General features: G+C 72.2%; 26 protein-coding genes. 19 read left to right on the top strand and 7 right to left on the bottom strand.

Features of this window, described 5'->3' with window-relative positions; all coding sequences use genetic code 11:
• Positions 1-266 precede the first annotated feature (266 nt).
• The 12 genes from ACWEVN_RS34475 (at position 267) to ACWEVN_RS34420 (ending at position 7,809) form a co-directional block, all read left to right on the top strand.
• Positions 267-1,484: a MurT ligase domain-containing protein gene (locus ACWEVN_RS34475; protein ID WP_452054058.1), complete on the top strand. Its 1,218-nt coding sequence runs from the start codon at positions 267-269 to the stop codon at positions 1,482-1,484.
• Entirely contained in the window at positions 1,477-2,199 is a 723-nt protein-coding gene (locus ACWEVN_RS34470) for a type 1 glutamine amidotransferase (RefSeq protein ID WP_452054057.1), read from the top strand. Before ACWEVN_RS34475 ends, ACWEVN_RS34470 begins: the two co-directional genes overlap by 8 nt.
• A gap of 70 nt (positions 2,200-2,269) precedes the next feature.
• Complete coding sequence (locus ACWEVN_RS34465) at positions 2,270-3,658, top strand: sensor histidine kinase (RefSeq protein WP_452054056.1); 1,389 nt, start codon at positions 2,270-2,272, stop codon at positions 3,656-3,658.
• Complete coding sequence (locus ACWEVN_RS34460; protein WP_310968869.1) at positions 3,658-4,338, top strand: response regulator transcription factor; 681 nt, start codon at positions 3,658-3,660, stop codon at positions 4,336-4,338. Before ACWEVN_RS34465 ends, ACWEVN_RS34460 begins: the two co-directional genes overlap by 1 nt.
• A 134-nt stretch (positions 4,339-4,472) precedes the next feature.
• Entirely contained in the window at positions 4,473-4,853 is a 381-nt protein-coding gene (locus ACWEVN_RS34455) for a gas vesicle protein GvpO (RefSeq protein ID WP_452054055.1), read from the top strand.
• 17 nt (positions 4,854-4,870) lie between these two features.
• On the top strand, positions 4,871-5,170 hold the full coding sequence (locus tag ACWEVN_RS34450; protein WP_449686932.1) for a gas vesicle protein: 300 nt from the start codon (positions 4,871-4,873) through the stop codon (positions 5,168-5,170).
• The gene (locus ACWEVN_RS34445) at positions 5,167-5,901 is read left to right on the top strand and encodes a GvpL/GvpF family gas vesicle protein (RefSeq protein ID WP_452054054.1); all 735 of its coding nucleotides are present in this window, start codon (positions 5,167-5,169) and stop codon (positions 5,899-5,901) included. The genes ACWEVN_RS34450 and ACWEVN_RS34445 overlap by 4 nt, the downstream gene beginning before the upstream one ends.
• Entirely contained in the window at positions 5,894-6,094 is a 201-nt protein-coding gene (gene gvpJ, locus ACWEVN_RS34440; protein ID WP_449686934.1) for a gas vesicle protein GvpJ, read from the top strand. Before ACWEVN_RS34445 ends, gvpJ (ACWEVN_RS34440) begins: the two co-directional genes overlap by 8 nt.
• Entirely contained in the window at positions 6,091-6,324 is a 234-nt protein-coding gene (gvpK, locus tag ACWEVN_RS34435) for a gas vesicle protein GvpK (protein ID WP_449686935.1), read from the top strand. Before gvpJ (ACWEVN_RS34440) ends, gvpK begins: the two co-directional genes overlap by 4 nt.
• A complete protein-coding gene (gene gvpJ, locus ACWEVN_RS34430; protein ID WP_449686936.1) occupies positions 6,321-6,647 on the top strand; it encodes a gas vesicle protein GvpJ in 327 nt (108 codons plus the stop codon). Before gvpK ends, gvpJ (ACWEVN_RS34430) begins: the two co-directional genes overlap by 4 nt.
• Positions 6,644-7,204, top strand: coding sequence for a GvpL/GvpF family gas vesicle protein (locus ACWEVN_RS34425; RefSeq protein ID WP_449679492.1), 561 nt, complete (start codon positions 6,644-6,646; stop codon positions 7,202-7,204). The genes gvpJ (ACWEVN_RS34430) and ACWEVN_RS34425 overlap by 4 nt, the downstream gene beginning before the upstream one ends.
• Before the next feature lie 74 nt (positions 7,205-7,278).
• Positions 7,279-7,809 carry an NHL repeat-containing protein gene (locus ACWEVN_RS34420; RefSeq protein WP_452054053.1) on the top strand — a complete coding sequence of 177 codons (531 nt, stop codon included), beginning with the start codon at positions 7,279-7,281 and terminating at the stop codon, positions 7,807-7,809.
• Here the strand turns inward: ACWEVN_RS34420 and ACWEVN_RS34415 are convergent.
• Genes ACWEVN_RS34415 through ACWEVN_RS34405 form a run of 3 tightly spaced genes read right to left on the bottom strand, consistent with a single transcriptional unit; the run spans position 7,796 to position 9,353 of the window.
• On the bottom strand, positions 7,796-8,197 hold the full coding sequence (locus ACWEVN_RS34415; RefSeq protein ID WP_449679490.1) for a CoA-binding protein: 402 nt from the start codon (positions 8,195-8,197) through the stop codon (positions 7,796-7,798). The genes ACWEVN_RS34420 and ACWEVN_RS34415 overlap by 14 nt on opposite strands.
• 23 nt (positions 8,198-8,220) lie before the next feature.
• Positions 8,221-8,793, bottom strand: coding sequence for a hypothetical protein (locus tag ACWEVN_RS34410; RefSeq protein WP_452054052.1), 573 nt, complete (start codon positions 8,791-8,793; stop codon positions 8,221-8,223).
• A 56-nt stretch (positions 8,794-8,849) separates the two neighbouring features.
• Positions 8,850-9,353, bottom strand: a complete 504-nt coding sequence (locus ACWEVN_RS34405; protein ID WP_310968855.1) for a VOC family protein — start codon at positions 9,351-9,353, stop codon at positions 8,850-8,852.
• A gap of 139 nt (positions 9,354-9,492) precedes the next feature.
• Between ACWEVN_RS34405 and ACWEVN_RS34400 the strand changes: the two genes are divergently transcribed.
• Both ACWEVN_RS34400 and ACWEVN_RS34395 read left to right on the top strand, forming a co-directional pair.
• Positions 9,493-10,284 carry a 2-keto-4-pentenoate hydratase gene (locus ACWEVN_RS34400; RefSeq protein WP_449686939.1) on the top strand — a complete coding sequence of 264 codons (792 nt, stop codon included), beginning with the start codon at positions 9,493-9,495 and terminating at the stop codon, positions 10,282-10,284.
• Positions 10,281-11,036: a 2-keto-4-pentenoate hydratase gene (locus ACWEVN_RS34395; RefSeq protein WP_452054051.1), complete on the top strand. Its 756-nt coding sequence runs from the start codon at positions 10,281-10,283 to the stop codon at positions 11,034-11,036. The genes ACWEVN_RS34400 and ACWEVN_RS34395 overlap by 4 nt, the downstream gene beginning before the upstream one ends.
• Before the next feature lie 363 nt (positions 11,037-11,399).
• On the opposite strand, the gene ACWEVN_RS34390 is transcribed toward ACWEVN_RS34395, so the two are convergent.
• Both ACWEVN_RS34390 and ACWEVN_RS34385 read right to left on the bottom strand, forming a co-directional pair.
• Positions 11,400-13,313 (bottom strand): ABC transporter ATP-binding protein, encoded by a 1,914-nt coding sequence (locus ACWEVN_RS34390; RefSeq protein ID WP_452054050.1) that lies wholly within the window; start codon positions 13,311-13,313, stop codon positions 11,400-11,402.
• 41 nt (positions 13,314-13,354) lie between these two features.
• The gene (locus ACWEVN_RS34385; protein ID WP_452054049.1) at positions 13,355-13,822 is read right to left on the bottom strand and encodes a DUF1579 family protein; all 468 of its coding nucleotides are present in this window, start codon (positions 13,820-13,822) and stop codon (positions 13,355-13,357) included.
• Positions 13,823-13,871: 49 nt separating this feature from the next.
• Between ACWEVN_RS34385 and ACWEVN_RS34380 the strand changes: the two genes are divergently transcribed.
• Positions 13,872-14,318 carry a MarR family winged helix-turn-helix transcriptional regulator gene (locus tag ACWEVN_RS34380; protein WP_310968847.1) on the top strand — a complete coding sequence of 149 codons (447 nt, stop codon included), beginning with the start codon at positions 13,872-13,874 and terminating at the stop codon, positions 14,316-14,318.
• Here the strand turns inward: ACWEVN_RS34380 and ACWEVN_RS34375 are convergent, their stop codons facing one another.
• Positions 14,319-14,774 (bottom strand): winged helix-turn-helix transcriptional regulator, encoded by a 456-nt coding sequence (locus ACWEVN_RS34375; protein ID WP_452054048.1) that lies wholly within the window; start codon positions 14,772-14,774, stop codon positions 14,319-14,321.
• Between the two features lie 90 nt (positions 14,775-14,864).
• Between ACWEVN_RS34375 and ACWEVN_RS34370 the strand changes: the two genes are divergently transcribed.
• Entirely contained in the window at positions 14,865-15,452 is a 588-nt protein-coding gene (locus ACWEVN_RS34370; RefSeq protein ID WP_449686945.1) for a dihydrofolate reductase family protein, read from the top strand.
• A 26-nt stretch (positions 15,453-15,478) separates the two neighbouring features.
• Positions 15,479-15,862, top strand: a complete 384-nt coding sequence (locus ACWEVN_RS34365) for a PPOX class F420-dependent oxidoreductase (protein WP_449686946.1) — start codon at positions 15,479-15,481, stop codon at positions 15,860-15,862.
• A 3-nt stretch (positions 15,863-15,865) separates the two neighbouring features.
• On the opposite strand, the gene ACWEVN_RS34360 is transcribed toward ACWEVN_RS34365, so the two are convergent.
• Positions 15,866-16,447: a TetR/AcrR family transcriptional regulator gene (locus ACWEVN_RS34360; RefSeq protein WP_452054047.1), complete on the bottom strand. Its 582-nt coding sequence runs from the start codon at positions 16,445-16,447 to the stop codon at positions 15,866-15,868.
• A 95-nt stretch (positions 16,448-16,542) separates the two neighbouring features.
• Between ACWEVN_RS34360 and ACWEVN_RS34355 the strand changes: the two genes are divergently transcribed.
• A complete protein-coding gene (locus ACWEVN_RS34355) occupies positions 16,543-18,969 on the top strand; it encodes a beta-glucosidase H (RefSeq protein ID WP_452054046.1) in 2,427 nt (808 codons plus the stop codon).
• Positions 18,970-19,122: 153 nt separating this feature from the next.
• Complete coding sequence (locus ACWEVN_RS34350; RefSeq protein ID WP_452054045.1) at positions 19,123-20,025, top strand: GNAT family N-acetyltransferase; 903 nt, start codon at positions 19,123-19,125, stop codon at positions 20,023-20,025.
• Positions 20,026-20,094 lie beyond the last annotated feature (69 nt).

Raw genomic sequence — 20,094 nt, 5'->3', positions numbered from 1 at the left:
AAGGCGGGAAAGCGTGCCTTGACCCGGCACCACCGTCCGCGTGCTGGCTTCGGATCGGGGTGGCGGGGGAGGCCTGGGTGGGGTGCCGGTTTGGGCGTCCGCGTGCCGTTTCGGTCGGTGAGGCAGCTGCGGAAGGCGTTTCGGCTTTGCCGGGGCCCCTACAAGCGGCTGCGGCTCGGCCGCCCAGCCCACCACGAAAGCCGCCCCGCGAGACGCAGGCCACGGACTCAGGAAAATCACAGCGGCTTGCGGGCACCATCCAGGCGATGTCCCTCCGTACTCGCGCGTCCGTGGCTGCCGGGCGGCTCACCGCCTGGCTCTCGCGCAGCTCCGGGCTCGGCCGCGGCGGGATGATCGGTGGCCGCGTCACGCTGGCCCTTGATCCGCTCGCCCTGCGCCGGCTCGGGCGGGAACGCACCGTTGTGCTCGTCACCGGGACCAATGGCAAGACCACCACCTCGCTGATGCTCACCCGCGCTCTCGAAACGCTCGCCGAGGTCGCCGCCAACAGCGATGGCGCCAACATGCCCGATGGCGTCCTCGCCGCCCTGACCGCCCGCCCCGGTGCGCCTTACGCGGTCCTCGAGGTCGACGAGACCTACGTTCCCTGGGTTGCCGACCAGGTCCGGCCCGCCGTTCTCGTCCTGCTCAACCTGAGCCGCGACCAGCTCGACCGGGTCGGCGAGGTCCGCGCCACCGAACGGGACCTGCGGGCCGCCATTGCCGAACTAAACGACACCGTCGTCGTCGCGAACTGTGACGACGTCCTCGTGACCTCCGCCGCGAGCGCGGCCGCGAAGGCCGTCTGGGTCGGCGCCGGCCGCCGCTGGAGCGGGGACTCGACGGCGTGCCCGCGCTGCGAGGGCCGCGTCGAAACCCAGGACCGGCACTGGAGCTGCGGGTGCGGCCTCGCCCGACCGGCACCCGCGTGGACGCTCGACGGCGAGCTCGTGGTCACCCCCGGTGGCCGCCAGGTCGACCTCGACCTGCGGCTGCCCGGCGAGGTCAACCGCGCGAACGCCGCCCTCGCGCTCGCCGCCGCGCACCGGCTCGGCGTTCCGCCGCACACCGCCGCCGCGCGGCTGCGGACCATCACCGACATCGGCGGCCGCTACCGGACGATCCGCCGGTCTCGGCACTCCGTGCGGCTGATGCTGGCCAAGAACCCGGCCGGCTGGGTGGAAACGCTGCGCGTGCTGGACGAGGACACCCCGGTCGTCGTCGCCGTCAACGCCCAGGAGGCCGACGGCCGCGACCTGTCCTGGCTGTGGGACGTCCACTTCGAACGGCTCCGCGGGCGCCAGGTCGTCGTCACCGGCGAGCGCGGCGCCGACCTGTCCGTCCGGCTCTGCTACGCCGAGGTCGCGCACTGGGCCGAACCGGACCCGGTCACCGCGATCGACGCGCTGCCGCCCGGCGCCGTCGAGCTGGTCGCCAACTACACCGCGTTCCGCGACCTGGTGGGCAGGTTGCCGAGTGGCTGATTCGACCGTCCACATCGGACTTCTGCTGCCCGAGGTGCTCGGCACCTACGGCGACACCGGCAACGCTCAGGTGCTCGGCAAGCGGCTGCAGTGGCGCGGGCTCGACGCCGAGGTGGTCCCGATCGGCCTCAGCGAGCCGGTACCGTCCACTTTGGACCTCTACCTCCTCGGCGGCGGCGAGGACGGCGCCCAGGTGCTGGCCGCCGCGCACCTGCGCAAGTACCCGGGCCTGCGCCGGGCCGTCGCGGCCGGTGCGGTCGTCTTCGGCGTGTGCGCGGGCCTGCAGGTGCTCGGCACCCGCTTCCGCGGCCTCGACGGCGTCGACCACGACGGGCTCGGCCTGCTCGACGTCACCACCGAACCCGGCGAGCAGCGCGCGGTCGCCGAGCTGGTCGCGACGTCGTCCGGGCTGCTGGCCGGCGAGGCGCTGACCGGGTTCGAAAACCACCTGGGCGTCAGCAAGCTCGGCGCCGACAGCCAGCCGCTCGGGCGGGTCGTGCGCGGCACCGGCAACGGCGACGGCACCGAGGGCGCGGTGACCGACCGGGTCGTCGGCACCTACCTGCACGGCCCGGCGCTCGCCCGCAACCCCGCGCTGGCCGACCTGCTGCTGGCCTGGACGGTCGGGCACCCGCTCGGCCCGCTGGACCTGGCCGAGGTCGAGCGGCTGCGCGGGGAGCGGCTCGCCGTCCCGCGCCGCCGCCGGGGCGCGTGACGGGGTGGCGACGAGCGTCCCGTCGCTGGTCCGCCCGCGTACCGGCCTCGTTCGTGGTTACGCTGCGTTGGTGAGACTGGGCAAGGTGATCGCCGCGACCGGCGTCCGGATGCGCACCACCGCGGTGGCGGTGTTCGCGCTCGCGCTGGCCATCGCCGTCGGCTGCGTGGTCGTGGTGCTGCTGCTGGAGGAGTCGCTCGACCGCAGTGTCACCGAGAGTGCCCGCAGCACCGGGCGGCAGGTCGCCATCCAGCTCATCCGCGAAGGCGCGCGCGACCTGAGCGCGAGCGACGTCGCCAGCACCGGCGACACCGAAGCCGTCACGCAGGTCCTGGACGCGCGCGGGACGCCGATCGCGAGCGATCCGGCGATCGTCGGGCACCCGCCGTTGACCACGGCTCGCCCGGTCGTCGGGCATGAAATCGTCGAAACGCTGCCGCTCGGGCTGAACGGCGACAACGACGACTACCGCGTCGTGTCGCAGGAGGTGGCCGGGCCGGGCGGGCCGTTCACCGTGATCTCCGCGCGCTCACTGGAACCGGTCACGGAGGCCTCGACGCGGCTGACGCTGCTGCTCGGCCTGATCGCCGTGCCGCTGCTGGCCATCGCCGGGCTCGCGGTGTACCGCGCGGTCGGCTCGGCGCTGCGGCCGGTCGAGCGGATGCGCCGGACCGTCGCGGAGATCTCGACGCGCGACCTCGCCGCGCGCGTGCCGCTGCCGCCGGGCGGCGACGAGGTGCACCGCCTGGCCGTGACGCTCAACGAAATGCTGTCCCGGCTCGCGTCGGCCCAGGCCGCGCAACGCCGGTTCGTCGCGGACGCCAGCCACGAACTGAGATCACCGCTCTCGACGATAAGCACCGCTCTCGACGTCTCCGGGCGGCACCCGGAGAGCACCGGCGACCTGGTGCCGGTGATCGCCCGGGAGACCGCGCGGCTGCGCGAGCTCGTCGACGACCTGCTCATGCTGGCCCGCACCGACGACGCGACCGACCGGCCGCAGCGCACCGAGGTCGACCTCGACGACATCGTCCGCGCCGAAGCCGAGCGCGTCCGCGGGGAGACCACGGCGGACGTCGAAGTGCGCGCGGGGCCGGCGAAGGTGCACGGCAGCGAGGCCCAGCTGCGGCGGGCCGTGCGCAACCTGGTCGACAACGCGCGCGGGCACGCGCGCTCGCGCATCCGCGTCAGCAGCGCGGTTCGCGGCGACCTGGCCGTCATCGAGGTGAGCGACGATGGCCCCGGCGTCGCGGAAGCCGACCGGGAGCGGATCTTCGAGCGGTTCGTCCGGCTCGACGCGTCACGGCAGCGCGGGCACGGCGGGACCGGGCTGGGCCTGCCGATCGTGGCCGGCATCGCGGCGCGCCACGGCGGCCGGGCGCGTTGCGCCGAGTCCGGCGAGCCGGGCGCGCGGTTCGTGATCGAACTGCCGGTGATCGAACTGCCGAAGGAGGAGTAGTGCGCCTGCTGATCGTGGAGGACGAGCGCGAGTTCGCGGAGACGCTGCGGCGCGGGCTGGTGGCCGAGGGCTTCACCGCCGACGTCGCGCACACCGGCCGCGAGGGCCTCTGGCGGGCGACCGAGCACGCGTACGACGTCGTGGTGCTCGACATCATGCTGCCCGAGCTGTCCGGCTACGAGGTGCTCAAACGCCTGCGCGCGGCGGAGAACTGGACGCCGGTGCTGATGCTGACGGCCAAGGACGGCGAGTACGACGAAGCCGACGCGTTCGACCTCGGCGCCGACGACTACCTGTCCAAACCGTTCTCCTTCGTCGTGCTGATCGCCCGGCTGCGCGCGTTGCTGCGGCGCGGCGCCCCGGCCCGGCCGGCCGTGCTGGAGGCCGGCGACCTGCGGCTCGACCCGTCCGCCCGTACTGTCCACAGAGGACAAAAGCGAATCGAGCTCACCGCGCGGGAGTTCGGGTTGCTGGAGTTCCTGCTGCGGCGGGCCGGAACGGCGTTGTCGAAGAACGAGATCCTGAGCCACGTCTGGGACGCGCACTACGACGGCGACGAGAACGTCGTCGAGGTGTACATCGGCTACCTCCGGCGCAAGATCGACACGCCGTTCGGCACGCACACCATCGAGACGGTCCGCGGGGTCGGCTACCGCCTGGTGGACGTTACTCGATCGTAACCAACCGGGCGTTTGCCGGAAATTGGTTCCGCTGGGCGCCCGTGTGCTGCGCCATTTGCCGCCCGCGGTTGCCGCGGACCGCCCAATCGTGCGCGCGAACCGGTGAAAAATGCCGTCCCGCGAAGGTCCTGCACGTGAACCTCGGTGTTGCTACGGTGGGCACCCACCCCGTGACTAGGAAAGCGATGACGGAATCGCCACTGCCGTTGCCTGCCCAAAACAAAAATGCGCCCGATGCCGCCGGGAAATCCGTTTCCCGGCTGCGCGCCGCCGATGCCATTCGGGCCGCGAAGGACCAGTTCGCCATGGTGACCGGGCTCACTCCGCACGCCGTGACCGGGATTCGCGGCCGGGGCGACGGCGGCTGGTCCGTGCTCGTCGACGTCGTCGAGCTGGCCCGGATCCCGGACTCCACCAGTGTGATGGCCACCTACCGGGTGGACGTCGACGCCGACGGCGAACTCGGCGCGTGCGAGCGGCTGCGCCGGTTCACGCGGGGCGCCACCGATTCCTGAAAGGAAGGTCGACACGATTGGCCGCTTCGTCCGATTCATTGGCGGACATTCTGGAACGCGTGCTCGACAAGGGCGTCGTCATCGCCGGTGACATCGGCGTCAGCGTGGTCGACGTCGAATTGCTGACGCTGCGGATCCGGCTGTTCATCGCGTCCGCGCAGACCGCCCGGGAAATGGGCATGGACTGGTGGACGAACGATCCGTTCTTTGCCCCGAATGCCGCGCGAGCGGAACTGGGCGCAACCGACCTGGCGGCGCGCGTCGCCGAATTGGAGGCCCGGCTGCCCGTGCCGGGCGGGAGGGAAGAACCGCGGTGAGCACCGGAAACTGGCTCTGCGCGTACGCGATCACCCGCAACCGTCCGTCCGCTTTGGACATCGGGCCGGCACCGCGGCTGATCGGCTACCGCGACCTCGGCGTGGTGGTCGCCGAGGTGGCGCCGGCGCGCTTCGACCGCATCGACACGCTCGACCCGGTCGACGGCACGCTCGCCGAGCTGGCCCGCGAGCACGACGCCGTGGTGCGCGCGGTGTTCCGCAGCGAACCGGTGCTGCCGCTGCGGTTCGGCACGGTCCTCGACGGCGAAGACGCCGCGCTCCGGCTCCTGCAGGCGGGCTACGACCAGGCCCGCGACTGCCTCGACGAGGTGGCCGGCCACCGCGAGTGGGGCGTCCGGGTGCGGCATTCGGAGCCGGCCGCGACCACCCGGCCGGACGCGGCGGGCCTGACCGGAACGCAGTACCTGGTCCGGCGGCGCGAACGGCTGAAGGCGATCCAGCGTGCCCGCGAAGACGTGGCCGGCGCGGCCGCCCGGCTCCAGGAGGCGCTGCGGCGGCAGTCGGCGGACAGCGTGGAACGCGCGCGGCCGCACGGCGTGCTGATGAACAGGGCGTACCTGGTGGAGACCGGCCGCGAGGCGGAGTTCCACGCGGAGGTCGAGTGGTTCACCCGCGAGCTGAGCGCGGCGGGGGCGACGGTCGAGACGTCGGGGCCCTGGCCGCCGTACTCGTTCACCGACCTCGAGCTCGGAGCGACGGCGAATGGCTGACCCCGACCTGCTTCCCGAGGTCTTCACGCCGACCGGCACCAACGCCGCCGAGGCCATCGTCGACCTGCTCGACCGGGTCGTGCACCGCGGGGCCGTCGTCACCGGGGACGTCATCATCTCCCTCGCCGGCATCGACCTCGTGCGGCTCGACCTGCGGCTGCTGCTGCTCGGGCTGGAAGGCGAGCCCGGATGACCCAGCGGATCGCCGCCGACGCCGGCCGCGGGCTCGGGCACCTCGTCGTCACCGTGCTCGACGTCCTCAAGGAAGTGCTGGAGCGGCAGGCCCTGCGCCGGCTCGACGCCGGCACCCTCGCCCCGGCCCAGGTCGAAGCGCTCGGCCAGGCCCTGATCGCGCTGGAGCTCCGGTTCGCCGAGATCCGCGCCGCCCTCGACGCAATCCCCGCAACCGAAGGAGCGAAGTGACCAGACCGGGGCAGACCGGTGGCGGACTCGCCGACACCCTCAACATCCTGCTGGACAAGGGACTCGTCATCGACGCCACGGTGAAGGTGTCCCTGATCGGGATCGAACTGCTGTCGATCGAAGCCAGGGTCGTGATCGCCAGCGTCGACACCTACATCCGCTACCTCGAAGCGATGCAGCGGGTGAACGCGCAGGCGCAGCAGCCCCACCCCGGGCAGGTCTCCATCGGGCTCGACCAGACCGTCGGGCTGATCCCGCCCCCGCCACCGACACCCGCCGTGGCCGTGCCTCCCGCGCCGGCCATCCCCGTCGAACAGCCGTGACGCTGCAGCTCTACGGCGTCGTCCGGGCCGGGCACCCGCGCGCGCCGCGCACGGTCTGCTGGGAGGACCTCGCGATGGTCGTCGGCGACCCCGAGCCCGACCCGGCCGCGCACCTGGCGGTGGTGTCCGCGCTCGTCGAGGGCGGCCCGGTGCTGCCGGTCCGGTTCGGCACGGTGGCCGAGGACGAGGACGCCGTCCGCACCGAGGTGCTCGCCCCGGCCGCGGACACCTACCGCGCCGACCTCGACCGGCTCGACGGCCTGGCCGAGGTGCACGTCTGCCTGCGGTTCACCGAACCCGGGTCGGCGTGGCGGGCGGCCCGCTCGGACGTGCTGCTGTCGCGGGTCGCCGAACGCGCCCGCGACTCCGTGGCGTTGCCGGCGGGCGAGAGCGCCGACGAGCGGTGGGCGTTCCTGGTCGGGCTGGGCGACTTGCTCGTCGTGCGGGACACCGTCGCCGGGCTCGCGCGCGACGACGGTGTCCAGGCCGACTGGCTCGGGCCCCTGCCCGCGTACAGCTTCCTCGACCGGCGGACGTGCTCCCGCTGGAGCTGGTGAGCGGAGGCGGAACAGTCGCTGAACACTCGTCCCGGCGCTGGCCGCACCGGCCCGCCGCCGGTGATCCTGGTGCCGTGACCAGCAGTGAAGTCGCCGCGTTGCCGCGTGCGTTCGGCGGGCCCGGCGCCGGGCCGGGGCAGTTCCGCGCGCCCTCGGGGATCGCCGTCGACACGCGCGGCCGCGTCTGGGTGGCCGACACCGGCAACGACCGGGTCCAGGCCTTCACCCGCGACGGCGCGCTCGTGCGCGTCCTGGCCGGGCGGCTCAAGGCGCCCGAAGGCGTCGCGGTTGACGCGGCGGGCAACGTCTACGTCGCCGACACCGGCAACCGCCGCGTGGTGCAGTTTTCGTGGCAGGGCGGCTTCGTGCGCGAGTTCCGCTCCCTGGACCGGCCCCGCGCGGTCGCGCTCGACCGGGCCGGGCGGCTGCTGGTCGACGACACCGGGCGCGTCGCCCGGTTCGACATCCGCACCGGCGCCGCGTTACCCGACACGGCCGAGCCGATCGGCTCGCCGAGGGACATGGCCGACGACGGCGCGGGCGGCGTCTGGGTCACCGAACCGGGCAACCACCGGATCGTCCACTTCGGAGCTAGCTCTTCGTGATCGAAGCGGTCGCGCGGACGACGGCGGTGCACCGGTTCTCGACGTAGGCGAGCCCGCCCTCTTCGGCGATGCGGCGCGCTTCAGCGGAGACGATGCCCTGCTGCAGCCACAGCGCTTTGGCGCCGATCTCGACGGCCTCGCGGGCGATGCCCGGCGCTTCGGGGGACGGCCGGAAGACGTCGACGAGGTCCACCGGCTCCGGGATGTCCTTCAGCGACCGGTACACCTTTTCGCCGAGCAGCTCGGTCGCGGTCGGGTGCACCGGGATGATCCGGAAGCCGTGGGCCTGCAGGACGGCCGGGACGCCGTGCGCGGCCTTGGCCGGATCGCGGCTCAGGCCGACGACGGCGATGGTGTTCGCGCCGGCGAGGATTTCCTCTGCGTTCATACCGGTGGAACGCACCACCGGGGTCAAAGCTTCCAGAGCCGCAGACCCCGTACCCGGTAGACGGGCCAGAGCACGTGCCACGGCTTCCGCCGGGCGAAGGTCGCGGCGCAGGTCAGGATGTTGCGGGCGGACGTCGTGGCGACCTCGTGGCGGTCCGGCCAGATCTCGCCCTTGGCGCCGACGGCGATCCGGAAAACGGTCAGCAGGCCACGGCCCTGCAGGTCGTACTTCGCGCCGGTGTCCCCGGAGCCGGGGGCCAGCTCCGCGATCTCGGCGCCGAACGCGCGGGCGGCCTGCGGCGCGACCTCGGCGGGCACGACACCGACACTGCGCGTGATCGCCTTGCCGTGCATGCGCCGCGCGTAGCGGAACAGCAGCGCCCGCTCCCACCACGGCAGGAGCCGGTGGTGCTGCAGGAGGGCGGCGCACTCGCCGTGCCCGATCGCGAAGATGCTCGTGAGCTCGTCGTAGGCGCCGTTCGTGGCCGGTTCGTTCAGGTGCAGCCGGACCTCGAACCGGGTGCGCGCGGTGAGTTCGTCGAGCAGCTCGCGGTGATCGAGCCGCGCCTTCGCGCGGGAGAGCGACCAGTCGGACATCGGACCTCCAGACGTCGCGCACAGGCTAGTTGGCGCGCGACGCCCGGACCACGCTTTCAGCCGATCTTCTCGCCGTACATCTCGCCGAGCGGGTCGGAGATCAGCTCGACGCGGGCACCGTCCGGATCGGACAGGTAGATGGAGGTCTTGCTCTCCAGCAGGTACTTCACCCCGGCCTCGTCGAGCTTGTCCTTGATCGCGCTCCACCGTTCGGGCGTGACGGAGAGGGCCAGGTGGTGCAGTCCACCGAGGACTTCCGCGTACGGGCCGAGGTCCAGACCGGGCAGGTCGAAGAAGGCGACCGCGTTGCCGTTGCCGACGTCGAAGAAGAAGTGGCTCGAGCCGGGGTAGTCCCGGTTTTCGATGAGCTCGGTGAGCGGGAAGCCGAGGATGTCCTGGTAGAACTCGATGGTCCGCTCGACGTCGCTGGAGATCAGCGCGGTGTGGTGGATGCCGCGCCCGTTCGTCGCCGGGCGTTCGGCGGCCGGGCGCAGGTGGCGCTCGCGCAGTGCGTCGCGGGCTTCGGCGAGCTTGGTGACCTCGGCCTGGGTCGGTGCCATGTCCCTCACGTCCCTTCCTGGTGGTGTCCGCCACGCTACGCTCGATTTGTCTCGCGTGCAAGAGATTGCCTGGCGAGAGTTCCGCTGGACGGAACATCCGTGCTTGTGCCCGCCCGCCGCGCACGGCAGAGTCCCGGAGGTGGATGTCAGCAAGGTGCAGGAGGCCGCGGCCGCACTGGCGGGGGCCTACGCCACGCGCGAGCCGATCGAGCCGCTGATCAAGACGTATCCCGACGCGGGCGTCGAGGACGCCTACCGGATCCAGCAGGAGCAGGTGCGGCACTGGGTCGAGGGTGGCGACGCCGTCCGCGGCCACAAGGTCGGCCTCGCGTCGGCGGCGATGCAGCGGCAGATGGGCGTCGACCAGCCCGACTACGGGCACCTCACCGGCAGCATGTTCCACCTGGAGCACCAGCCGATCCCGACATCGGCGTTCCTGCAACCGCGGATCGAGCCGGAGATCGCGTTCGTGCTCGGCTCGGCCCTGCGCGGCCCGGGCGTGACGGTCGCCGACGCGGTCCGGGCGGTCGACTTCGTGCTGCCTTCGCTGGAGATCGTCGACTCCCGCATTCAGGACTGGAAGATCTCGCTGTTCGACACGATCGCGGACAACGCGTCGTCGGGCGGGGTGGTGCTGGGGAGCAAGCCGACGGCTCTTTCGGCCGCTGACCTGCGCCTCGCGGGCTGCGTGCTGTACCAGAACGGTGCGGTGGCGGCGACGGGCGCGGGCGGCGCGGTGCTCGGCTCGCCGTTGAACTCGCTGGTGTGGCTGGCGAACACGGTGGGGCCGCTGGGGGTGACCCTGGAGCCCGGCCACGTCGTGCTGCCGGGGTCGATGACCCGGGCGATCCCGGTGTCCCCGGGCGACACGATCGTCGCGACGATCGCCGGCCTCGGCAGCGTCACCGCGGTGTTTTCGGAGGAATCGTGAACGTGCGAGAGGCAGCCGCTTCGCTGTTGGGGACGGTCTCGGAGCGGGCTCCGCTCTCGGAGGAGTGGCCGGGTCTGGACGTCGATACGGCGTACGCGATCCAGGACGAGGCGTTGCGCCAGCGCCGGGCCCGCGGGGAGACGCTGATCGGGGTGAAACTGGGGCTGACGTCCCGGGCCAAGCAGCAGCGGATGGGCATCGACGCACCGTTGCTGGCCTGGCTGACGGACGCGATGGTGCTGCCGGCGGGCGTGCCGGTGCCGTCGCTGATCCACCCGCGAGCCGAGCCGGAGCTGGTGTTCGTCCTGGGCCGCCGGCTGGCGGGCCCGGGCGTGACGGCGGCAACGGCCCTGGCGGCGGTCGACCGCGTGTACGGCGGCATCGAGGTGATCGACAGCCGCTACGCGGACTACCGGTTCACGCTGCCGGACGCCGTCGCGGACAACGGCTCGTCGGCGTACTTCAGCGTGGGACCGGTGGGGGTACCGCCGTCCTCGCTGGACTTGTCCCTGGAGGCGGCGTTGCTGGAGGTCGACGGCCAGATCGTCGACACGGCCACGGGCGCGGCCGTCCTGGGCCACCCGGCGGAGGCCCTCGCCTTGGCGGCCAACGCCCTCGCGTCCCGAGGCGTGGCGATGGAGCCGGGCTGGCTGATCCTGACCGGCGGCATGACGGACGCGGTCCCGCTCCGCCGCGGCTCCCGCATCGCCGCCCACTTCTCCCACCTAGGCTCCCTCACCCTCCCCACCTGACCCCGCCAATCACGCGAGATACGCCGCCAGTCACGCGAGTTCCGCGCCCGATCACGCGAGATACGCGGCTAATCACGCGAGTTCCGCGCCCGATCACGCGAGTTCCGCGTCCAATCACGCGAGTGACGAGTTCGGGCTCGGCGACCTCGCGCGCCTGGAGGGTCGGCCGGCGAGCCGGCCGACCGTGTGGGTGCGCCGGCCGACCGGCTGGGTGCGCGGGCCGACCGGCCGGGTGCGCCGGCCGACCGGCCGACCGGCTGGGTATGCGGGGCGAGCGTGTGGGTGCGCGAGCCGACCGGTCGGGTACGCGGGTCGGGCCGACCGTGGGTGCGCGGGGCGGGTACGCGGGTGTGGCGGGATGCGTCAGGGTGAGCCGTTGCGGTAGGCGCGGGCCTGGATCTCGTACAGCTCGTGGTAGACGCCGCCCGCTTTTATCAAATCGTCGTGGGTTCCTTGCTCGATCAACCTTCCCTTCTCCAGGACCAGGATCCGGTCTGCCGAGCGGATGTTGGCCAGCCGGTGGGTCACCAGGACCGTCGTGCGGCGGCCGCGGTTCGAACGGCTTGCGTGCTGGAGGCCGGCGAACACCCGGGCCTCCGCGCGGGCGTCGAGGGCCGCTGTCGGCTCGTCGGCCACCAGGACCGAGGCGTCGCGGTAGATTCCCCGGGCGATGCCCATGCGCTGCCACTGGCCGCCCGACAGGTCGTGGCCCTCGTCGAACTTCTTCGACAGCACCGTTTTCTCCTTGGCGGGCAGGGATTCGATCACCTCGTCCGCGCCCGAGTAGTCGACCGCTTCGCGCCAGGCGTGGCCGTCCGGGTCCGGACGGCCGAGGCGGCCGACCGTGATGTTGTTCGCCGCCGTCATCGGCCACTCCGCCGGCTCCTGGGCGATCACCGCGATGTTCGCGTGCACCGATGCCGGGTCCGCCGCCGCCAGGTCGACGTCGTCCCAGCGGACCGTTCCCTCGTCCGGTGGGTAGAGCCCGGTGAGCAGCTTGCCGAGGGTGGTCTTCCCCGAACCGTTCTCACCGACCAGCGCGACCACCTCGCCGCGCCGGATCGTCACCGAGATGTCGCGCAGCGCCGGGCTGTCGCGGCCCGGGTAGGTGAACGTGACGCCGTCCAGCCGGATCTCGCCCGGGTCGGCCGGCGCCGTGAGCGACGCCGGCGGCGGCTGCCGCTTCCGGGACTCCGCGAGCAGCTGGTTGTAGAACCCGATGTAGAAGGAGTCCTCGTACAGCGAGTTGACCGCGCGCATGGTGTTGGACAACGCCGTCGACGCCGTGCGCATCGCCAGCACCGCCGTGCCGGCCAGCGCCAGCTCCATCCCGCCCGTGTAGAGCAGCCACCCGAGCACCAGGTACGCCGCCGCCGTGCCGAAGCCCGCCGCCGCCCGGCCGCTCGTGCGCACCAGGTTGCTCCGGTGCGCCAGCCGGATCTCCTCGCGCGTGAGACTCCGCGAGATGCGCCGGTACTCGCCGAGCAACGGCTCCTGCAGCGTCAGCGCGTGCCGTTCGAGGGCCATCGAGCGCCAGGTGGCGACCTCTTCGACGACCGACTTGCGGATGTTGCGCCCGACCGTGTCCAGGAAGTGCCGGTAGTTCAGCTTCGCGACGCGCGCGGCGGACCAGCCGTCGGCCGCCGCGGCGAGCAGCAGCACCGGGGCCAGCCACGGGTTCAGCAGCCCGGCCGTGATCATCGCCGCCGCCAGCGAGATGACCGACGACGTCAGGTCCGCCAGCCGCCGCAGGCTCGTCTCGATGGCCTGCACGCCGAACCGCGCGCCTTGCCGGGCCAGTTCCCGGAAGTCCGCGTCCTCGAACGCGATCAGCCCGACGCGCACGACCGCGGCCGTCACCGCGTCGTCCGCCGCCGCGGTGACCCGGGGCCGCAACGCGCCTTCGACGGCGGCGACAGCTGCGTCCAGCAACGCCCGCGCCGCGTACGACCCGGTGACGACCGCGATCGCGGGCAGCGACTGCAGCACGCGCTCCGGTGTCGGCCCCTGTTCGAGCAGCGCGGTGAAGACGTTCGCCGTGGCGAGCAGCCCGAACGCCGTGACGCAGCCGGAGACGACGTGCACGACGGCGGCCAGCAGCGTCAGCCGTGGCGACGTGCGCCAGGCCAGCCGCAGCACGACCGAGATCGCCGTGGGCAGCGTGCGCACGGCCTGGCCGAAGCTCGACGCGGCCACGCGTTCGTCGACGCGCGCCCACTCGGGCATCTTCAGGTTCTCGACCCCGATCAGCGGGGGCGGGTCGGCGGTTCCGGTCACGCCCCTATCTGTACTCCGGGGGTCCGACAGTTTCTGGCCCGCTACTGGCCCGTCCGGGTGTACCGCGCGCGCAAAAACGGCCGGTACTCCGGGTTTTCACCCATCCGGACGTCGATCTCGTGCGTCAGCGTCCCGCCGTCCGGGGTGAGCCGGTGCCGCGCCACCCCGCGCGCGGTCACCTTCTCCAGGGTCAGCGTCGCACCGTTCCAGCCGCCGCGGGCGGGCGACTCGGGCGGGTAGCCGTAGCTGTCGAAGCCGTACCAGAGCGTCTCGCCGGTGGCCGGATCCGCGGTGAAGACGTTGTGGCCGAGGAACTCCGACCCGTCCCCGCGGCGTTGCCGGTAGTGCTGGACGACCGCGAAACCGTTGAGCGCCAAGCGGTATTCGCAGTCCGCGTGCGCGGTCGAGGCCGGCGCCCACGGCGAGGCGGCGAGTTCCTCCGTGCCGGTCCAGTCGCCGACGAACGCCTTCAGTGCTTCGTGCGCCGGGCCGAGGCGGGGCATGTCCATGGTCGTCTCCATTTCGACAGGTACCTGTCGATGTGCGAGACTAGCACGCATGCGGTCACCCCGAGCCGAAACGTTCACCCGCGTGATCGACGCGGTTTTCGCGTGCAACGGCGGTTTCCTCGCCGCGGGCGACGCGCTGACCGAGCCGGTCGGGCTGACCGCGGCGCAGTGGCAGGTCCTCGGCTTCCTGGAGGACGGCCCGGCGACCGCGGCGGAGGTGGCACGCCGGCGTGGGCTGCGCCGGCAGAGCGTGCAGGAGACGGTGAACCGCTTGCTGCGCAACGGAATGCTGGACCGCCTGCCGAACCCGGCCGACGCGCGGGCGCCGTTGCTGTCGTTGACGCGGCGGGCGCGCGCGGCGATGCGGGAGCTGGGCGCGGCGCAGGTCGCCTGGGCGGAGGACGTGGCGGCCGAGGTGTCGCAGGAAGACCTGGAGACGACGCTGCGCACGCTCCAGCGACTGCGTGCGGTGGTCGCCCAGCCGCGGTTGCTGTGACTAGCGGGTCGCGCCGGGGCCGGCGAGCACGTCGACGTCGTTGGCGTGCATCGGCTCGCCGCAGTGGGCGCAGCGCAGGTCGACGCTGCTGATCTCGCCGCACGCGTGGTGGCGGTAGAGCACCGGCGGCCCGGCCTTGCCCGCCAGCCACTTGTCGCCCCAGCGGGTCATCACCATCAGCATGTCGACCAGTTCGGTGCCCTTCTCGGTCAGGACGTACTCGTAGCGCGGACGGCGGTCGTACGGGCGGCGCTCGAGGACCTGCTGCTCGACCAGGTGGTTCAGCCGTTCGGTGAGCACCTTGCGCGAGATGCCGAGGTCCGCCTGGAGCTGCTCGAACCGGCTGAACCCGGCCCAGATGTCCCGCAGGATCAGCGGTGACCACGGTTCGCCGATGACGTCGAGCGTGCGCGCGATCGAGCACGCGGCCAGTTCGCTGAAGTTCGTGCGCTGCATGAGGCGAGTTTAGCACTTGGGGTTCCCTCAAGGAACTTAAGCTGCTACGGTTCTGGAGTCTCCTGAAGGAACCCAGAAGGGAATGTCACGATGAGCAAGGTCTTCAGCGCCCACGCCGTGTCGGTCGACGGCTACATCACCGGCCGCGGCGCACGACCCGGCCAGGGCCTCGGCGACGGCGGGACGCTCTTCGACTGGTACTCCGACGGGGACACCCAGAGCCGGGTCTTCGACTTCTTCAAGCTCAGCGAGCCCAGCGCCCGCATCTTCGACTCGCTCGCCGGCCGGGTGGGCGCGATCGTGGCGGGCCGCAACACCTACGAAGACTCGGAGCACTTCGGCGGTGGCAGCCCGCACCCGAACGCACCGCTGTTCCTGGTCAGCCACCGGCCCGCGCCGGACCTGACCGAGCGGCAGACGCTCGTCGACAACGTCGAAGACGCGATCGCGGCGGCCCGCGAGGCGGCCGGCGGCAAGGATGTCGGCCTGATGGGCGGCGGTGTCCTGGCCTCTGCGCTGCAGGCCGGCCTCGTCGACGAAATCGTCCTCCACCAGGTCCCCGTGCTGCTCGGCGCCGGCCGGTCGTTCTTCCAGGAGCTGCCCGCGCACGTGCGGCTGAGCCTGGTCGAGGCCGTGGCCGCGCCCGGCGTCACCCACCTCCACTACACCGTCGCCTGAACCCCGACCACCACAAGGAGCCGACCATGCTCGACGCCGACGTCCGCCGCATCCTCGCCACCACCGCGATCGGTCACCTCGCGACCGTCCTGCCCGACGGCGCGCCCCACTCGGTCCCGGTCTGGGTCGACCCGGAAGGCGACCGCATCGCCATCCTGACCGGCCCGGACTCCCGCAAGGCTCGCAACCTGCGCCGCGACCCGCGGGTCGCGCTTTCCCTGACCCCGCCGGACAACCCGTTCGAGCCGGTGATCATCCGCGGCCGGGTGGCCGAGTGGATCGAGGGCGATGCGGCGTGGGAGATCGTGGACCGGATCGCGACGAAGTACATCGGGGGTCCGTACTCGCGGGAGCAGGAGCGGGTGGTGGCGCTGATCGAGGTCGAGCGGCAGAGCGTGGGAATGGGCTGAGGGTCAGTCCGGCTTCACCCCCAGCAGGGTCAGGAACGTGCGGAACCCGGCCGACATGTCGACCTCGTCCGGGTCCAGGAGCCACTGCAGCTGGAGGCCGTCCAGGAGGGCGATGGCCAAGGGGGCCAGCTGTTCCGGCGTCGTTCCCGGCGGCAGCTCGTCGCGGTGGCGCTCCAGCATCTGCGCCATGCCGGCGCGCACCCGCGTGTAGCGGTCCTGGAAGTACTTGCGGGCCGGGTGGTCTTCCGTGACGCTGTCCGCCGACAGCACCGTGTACGTCTGGACGATGCCCGGGCGCGTGGCGTTGTAGTCGACCAGTTCGGCCAGCTGGTTCACCGTCATCGCCGACGGGTCGCCCGCGCGGGCGTGGCCGAAGTGCAGCAGGTCCCACTCGTCGCGGGTCTCCAGCACGGCCGCCAGCAGGTCCTCCTTCGTGGGGAAGTAGTGCATCAGCCCTTGCTGCGTCAGCCCGACGCGCTCGGCGACCGCGGCGAGGGACGTGCCTCGGTAGCCGCGCTCGGCGATCACCTCGAACGCCGCGCGGACGATGCTGGCTCGGCGGTCGGCGCCCCTGGCCCGGGTCATGATCCCGAGCCTACGGGACAAAGCGTCACGGAAGCATAACGTTCACTACTCGACGCCAGGTAGGGTGACAGCAGGACCGATCGCGGAGGATGCGCATGAGCTTCGACGTCGAGGCGCTGCTGGCCGAACTCGACCTGGACGCCAAGGCGAGCCTGCTCGCCGGCCAGGACGTCTGGTCCCTGCCCGCGCTGCCGGGGATCGGGCTGGCGTCGCTGGTGCTCTCCGACGGCCCGGTCGGCGTCCGCGGGACGCGCTGGAGCCCGGACGATCCCTCCGTCACTCTGCCCAGCCCCACCGCGCTCGCCGCGAGCTGGGACCCGCGCCTGGCGGTCGAGACCGGCCGCCTGCTCGCGCAGGAAGCCCGGCGCAAGGGCGTGCACGTGCTGCTCGCCCCGACGGTCAACCTCCACCGCTCGCCGCTGGGCGGCCGGCACTTCGAGTGCTACTCCGAAGACCCCCTCCTCACCGGGATGATCGGCGCCGGCTACGTCACCGGCGTTCAGGACGGCGGGGTCGCCGTCACGGTCAAGCACTTCGTCGCCAACGACTTCGAGACCGAACGCTTCACCGCCGACGTCCGCGTCACCGAACGCGCTCTGCGCGAGCTCTACCTCGCGCCGTTCGAACTCATCGTCCGGCGCGCGAAGCCGTGGGGGATCATGGCCGCCTACAACGGTGTCAACGGGACCACGATGACCCAGCACGCAGAACTCCTCAACGGCGTGCTGCGCGGCGAATGGGGCTTCGACGGCTTCGTCGTCTCCGACTGGCTGGCCGCGCGCGACACCGTCGCCTCCGCCAACGGCGGCCTCGACGTGGCCATGCCCGGCCCCCGCACGGTGTTCGGCGCCCGGCTCGCCGAAGCCGTCCGCGGCGGCGAAGTCGACGAAGCCGTCGTCGACGCCATGGTGCGCCGCGTGCTCCTGCTGGCCCACCGGACCGGCGCGCTCGGCGGGGACCCCGCGCCCGAGGAGTCCGATGTGGACGGCGACGCGATCGCGCGCGAGGTCGCGCACCGGTCGTTCGTGCTGCTCCGCAACGAAACCGGCGTGCTGCCCCTGCGGGAGCCGCAGAGCATCGCGCTCATCGGCGCGCTCGCCGCGGACCCGAAGATCCTGGGTGGTGGCAGCGCCACCGTGTTCCCCGACCACGTCGTCTCCCCTCTCGACGGCCTGAAAGCGGCCGTTCCCGAAGGCACCGAGCTCGTCTACGCCCCCGGTGCCGATCCGCGGACGACGTTACCGACCGCCACCGACAATTTCCGGATCCGCGCGACCGCCCGCGCCGCCGACGGCACCGAACTCGCGCAATTCCCCTTGCGCAAAGCCAGGATCGACTGGATCGGCGAACTGCCGGCCGGCCTCGACGTCGGCACGCTCGCCTCGGTCGAGATCGCCGGCACGTTCCTCCCGGACGCGGGCGGCACGCACACCTTCGGCATCACCGGTCCCGGTGACCTCCGCCTCACCGTCGCCGGCCAGACCGTCTTCGACGGCGTGAACCTGCCGGAGGGCGGCGACATCTTCACGTCGATCATGCAGGTCCACGAGCAGCGCCGGGAGGTCGAGCTGACCGCGGGCGAACCGGTCGACGTCAGCCTGACTTACTGGATCCCGTCGGAGATGGCGGAGTTCGCGAGGGGCACCTTCGCCTGGGTCACCTTCGCGCTCGGTCACCGCGGCCCGGTCCTCGACCCCGACGCGAGCCTGGAAGAAGCCGTGGCCCTCGCGGCGAAGTCGGAGGTCGCCGTCGTCGTGGTCGGCACGACCGCCGAAGTCGAGAGCGAAGGCTTCGACCGGACTTCCCTCGCCCTGCCCGGCCGTCAGGACGAGCTCGTCGCACGGGTCGCCGAGGCGAATCGCAACACCGTCGTGGTCGTCAACGCCGGCTCCCCGGTCGAGATGCCGTGGCGTGACGACGTCGCCGCGGTGCTGCTCACCTGGTTCCCCGGCCAGGCCGGCGGCGACGCGCTCGCCGACGTCCTCTTCGGCCGCGAAGAGCCCGGCGGCCGCCTGCCGACGACCTGGCCGGCGAAGCTCGAAGACGCGCCGGTCACCGACGTGACGCCGGAGCAAGGCGTGCTCGAGTACGGCGAAGGCGTGTACATCGGTTACGGCGCTTGGGCCCGCACCGATCGGCAACCCGCGTACTGGTTCGGCCAAGGCCAGGGCTACACGACGTGGGAATACGAAGAAATCGACGCCTACCCGGACGAGGAAGGCGGCGCGCGGGTCCGGGTCCGCGTCCGCAACACGGGTACGCGCACGGGGCGCGAAGTCGTCCAGCTCTACCTCGTCCCGACCGAGCGCGGCGACCGGCCGCACCGCTGGCTGGCCGGGTTCGCGAGCGTCGAAGCCCGGCCCGGGGCGACCGTGGAGGCCGACATCGCCATCACGGCGAGGTCGGCCGAGGTCTGGCGCGAAGGCTGGCAGCACATCGCGGGCGAGTACGTCGTGGAGGCGTCGCACTCCTACGCCGAACCGCGGCTGAGCACGCGCGTGGTGCTCCAGAAAATCCGTTGATCTCCGCGGCCGGGACCGGCTAGGGTCGCCGACGCACCCTCGACCAGGCGAAAGGAGGTGGGACCGATGATCACGCAACCGATCACGCGCTCCCACCCGGCCACGAGGGTGCCGGCTGTCTGACCGGGAGCGCGTCCTCCCGGAAGGATTTCCATGACCGAACTGGTCGTGCGCCCGCTCGAAGCGGGCGAAGAAGCACTGTTCACCTCCCTGCCCGACCGCGGTCTCGTCGGCCGCAAGCTGCTCGGCGACGACTTCGCCGAGATGGCGAGGCGGGGCGAATACCCGCCTGAGCGGGTCTGGGTCGCGCTGCGCGACGACGTCGTCGTGGCCCGCGCCGCTTGGTGGGCCAAGTCCCGTGAAGACGACCCGGTCGCCCTCGACTGGTTCGACTTCACCGACTCCGACGCGGCCGTCCGCCTGCTGAAAACCGCGCCGCTGCACGCCGAATACGCGCTCCACACGCCGCCGGCGTGGCGGGACGACCCGGAGGTCGCGGCCGAGGTCGACCGCCGGGTCGAAGCGGCGGAGAAGGCGGGCTACCGCAAGCTCGTCGAGCGCTACCGCTTCCGCTGGACGCCGGAAAACGGCCTGCCGGAGAAGACCGGCCGGCTCGAGTTCCGGCCGGAGCCGGACGACGACGTCGTCCTCGAGGTCTTCAAGCGGGTGCACGTCGGCAGCCTCGACGCGCACGTGCGGAAGACCGTCGAAGAGCACGGCATCGACGCGGCCGCGCAGGAGGACCTCGAGATCATGAAGTGGATGCCGGGGCCGCGGGACTGGTGGCGGCTGGCGTACACGCCCGCGGGCGAACTGGTCGGTCTCGTCCTGCCGAGCCGCAACGTCTACGACCCGGTGGTCGGCTACGTCGCCGTGGTGCCGGAGCAGCGGGGCCACGGCTACGCCTACGACATGGTGGTCGAGGCGACGCACGACCTCGTCGGGTACGGCGCGGACCGGATCGTCGCGGGCACCGACGTCGGCAACGTGCCGATGGCGAAGACGTTCGCGAAGGCGGGCTACCCGGTGGCGCAGCACCGCATCGACTTCGTGTGACCCGTCGTGAGTGGCAAGGCGGGGGTGAAACCCCCCAGCCACACACCAGCCGGGGGGGTAACAAAGCGA

This window comes from Amycolatopsis sp. NPDC003861 (genome assembly GCF_053605405.1).
The sequence above is the reverse complement of the archived record's forward strand: the minus strand, read 5'-3'. Positions and strand labels throughout refer to the sequence as shown.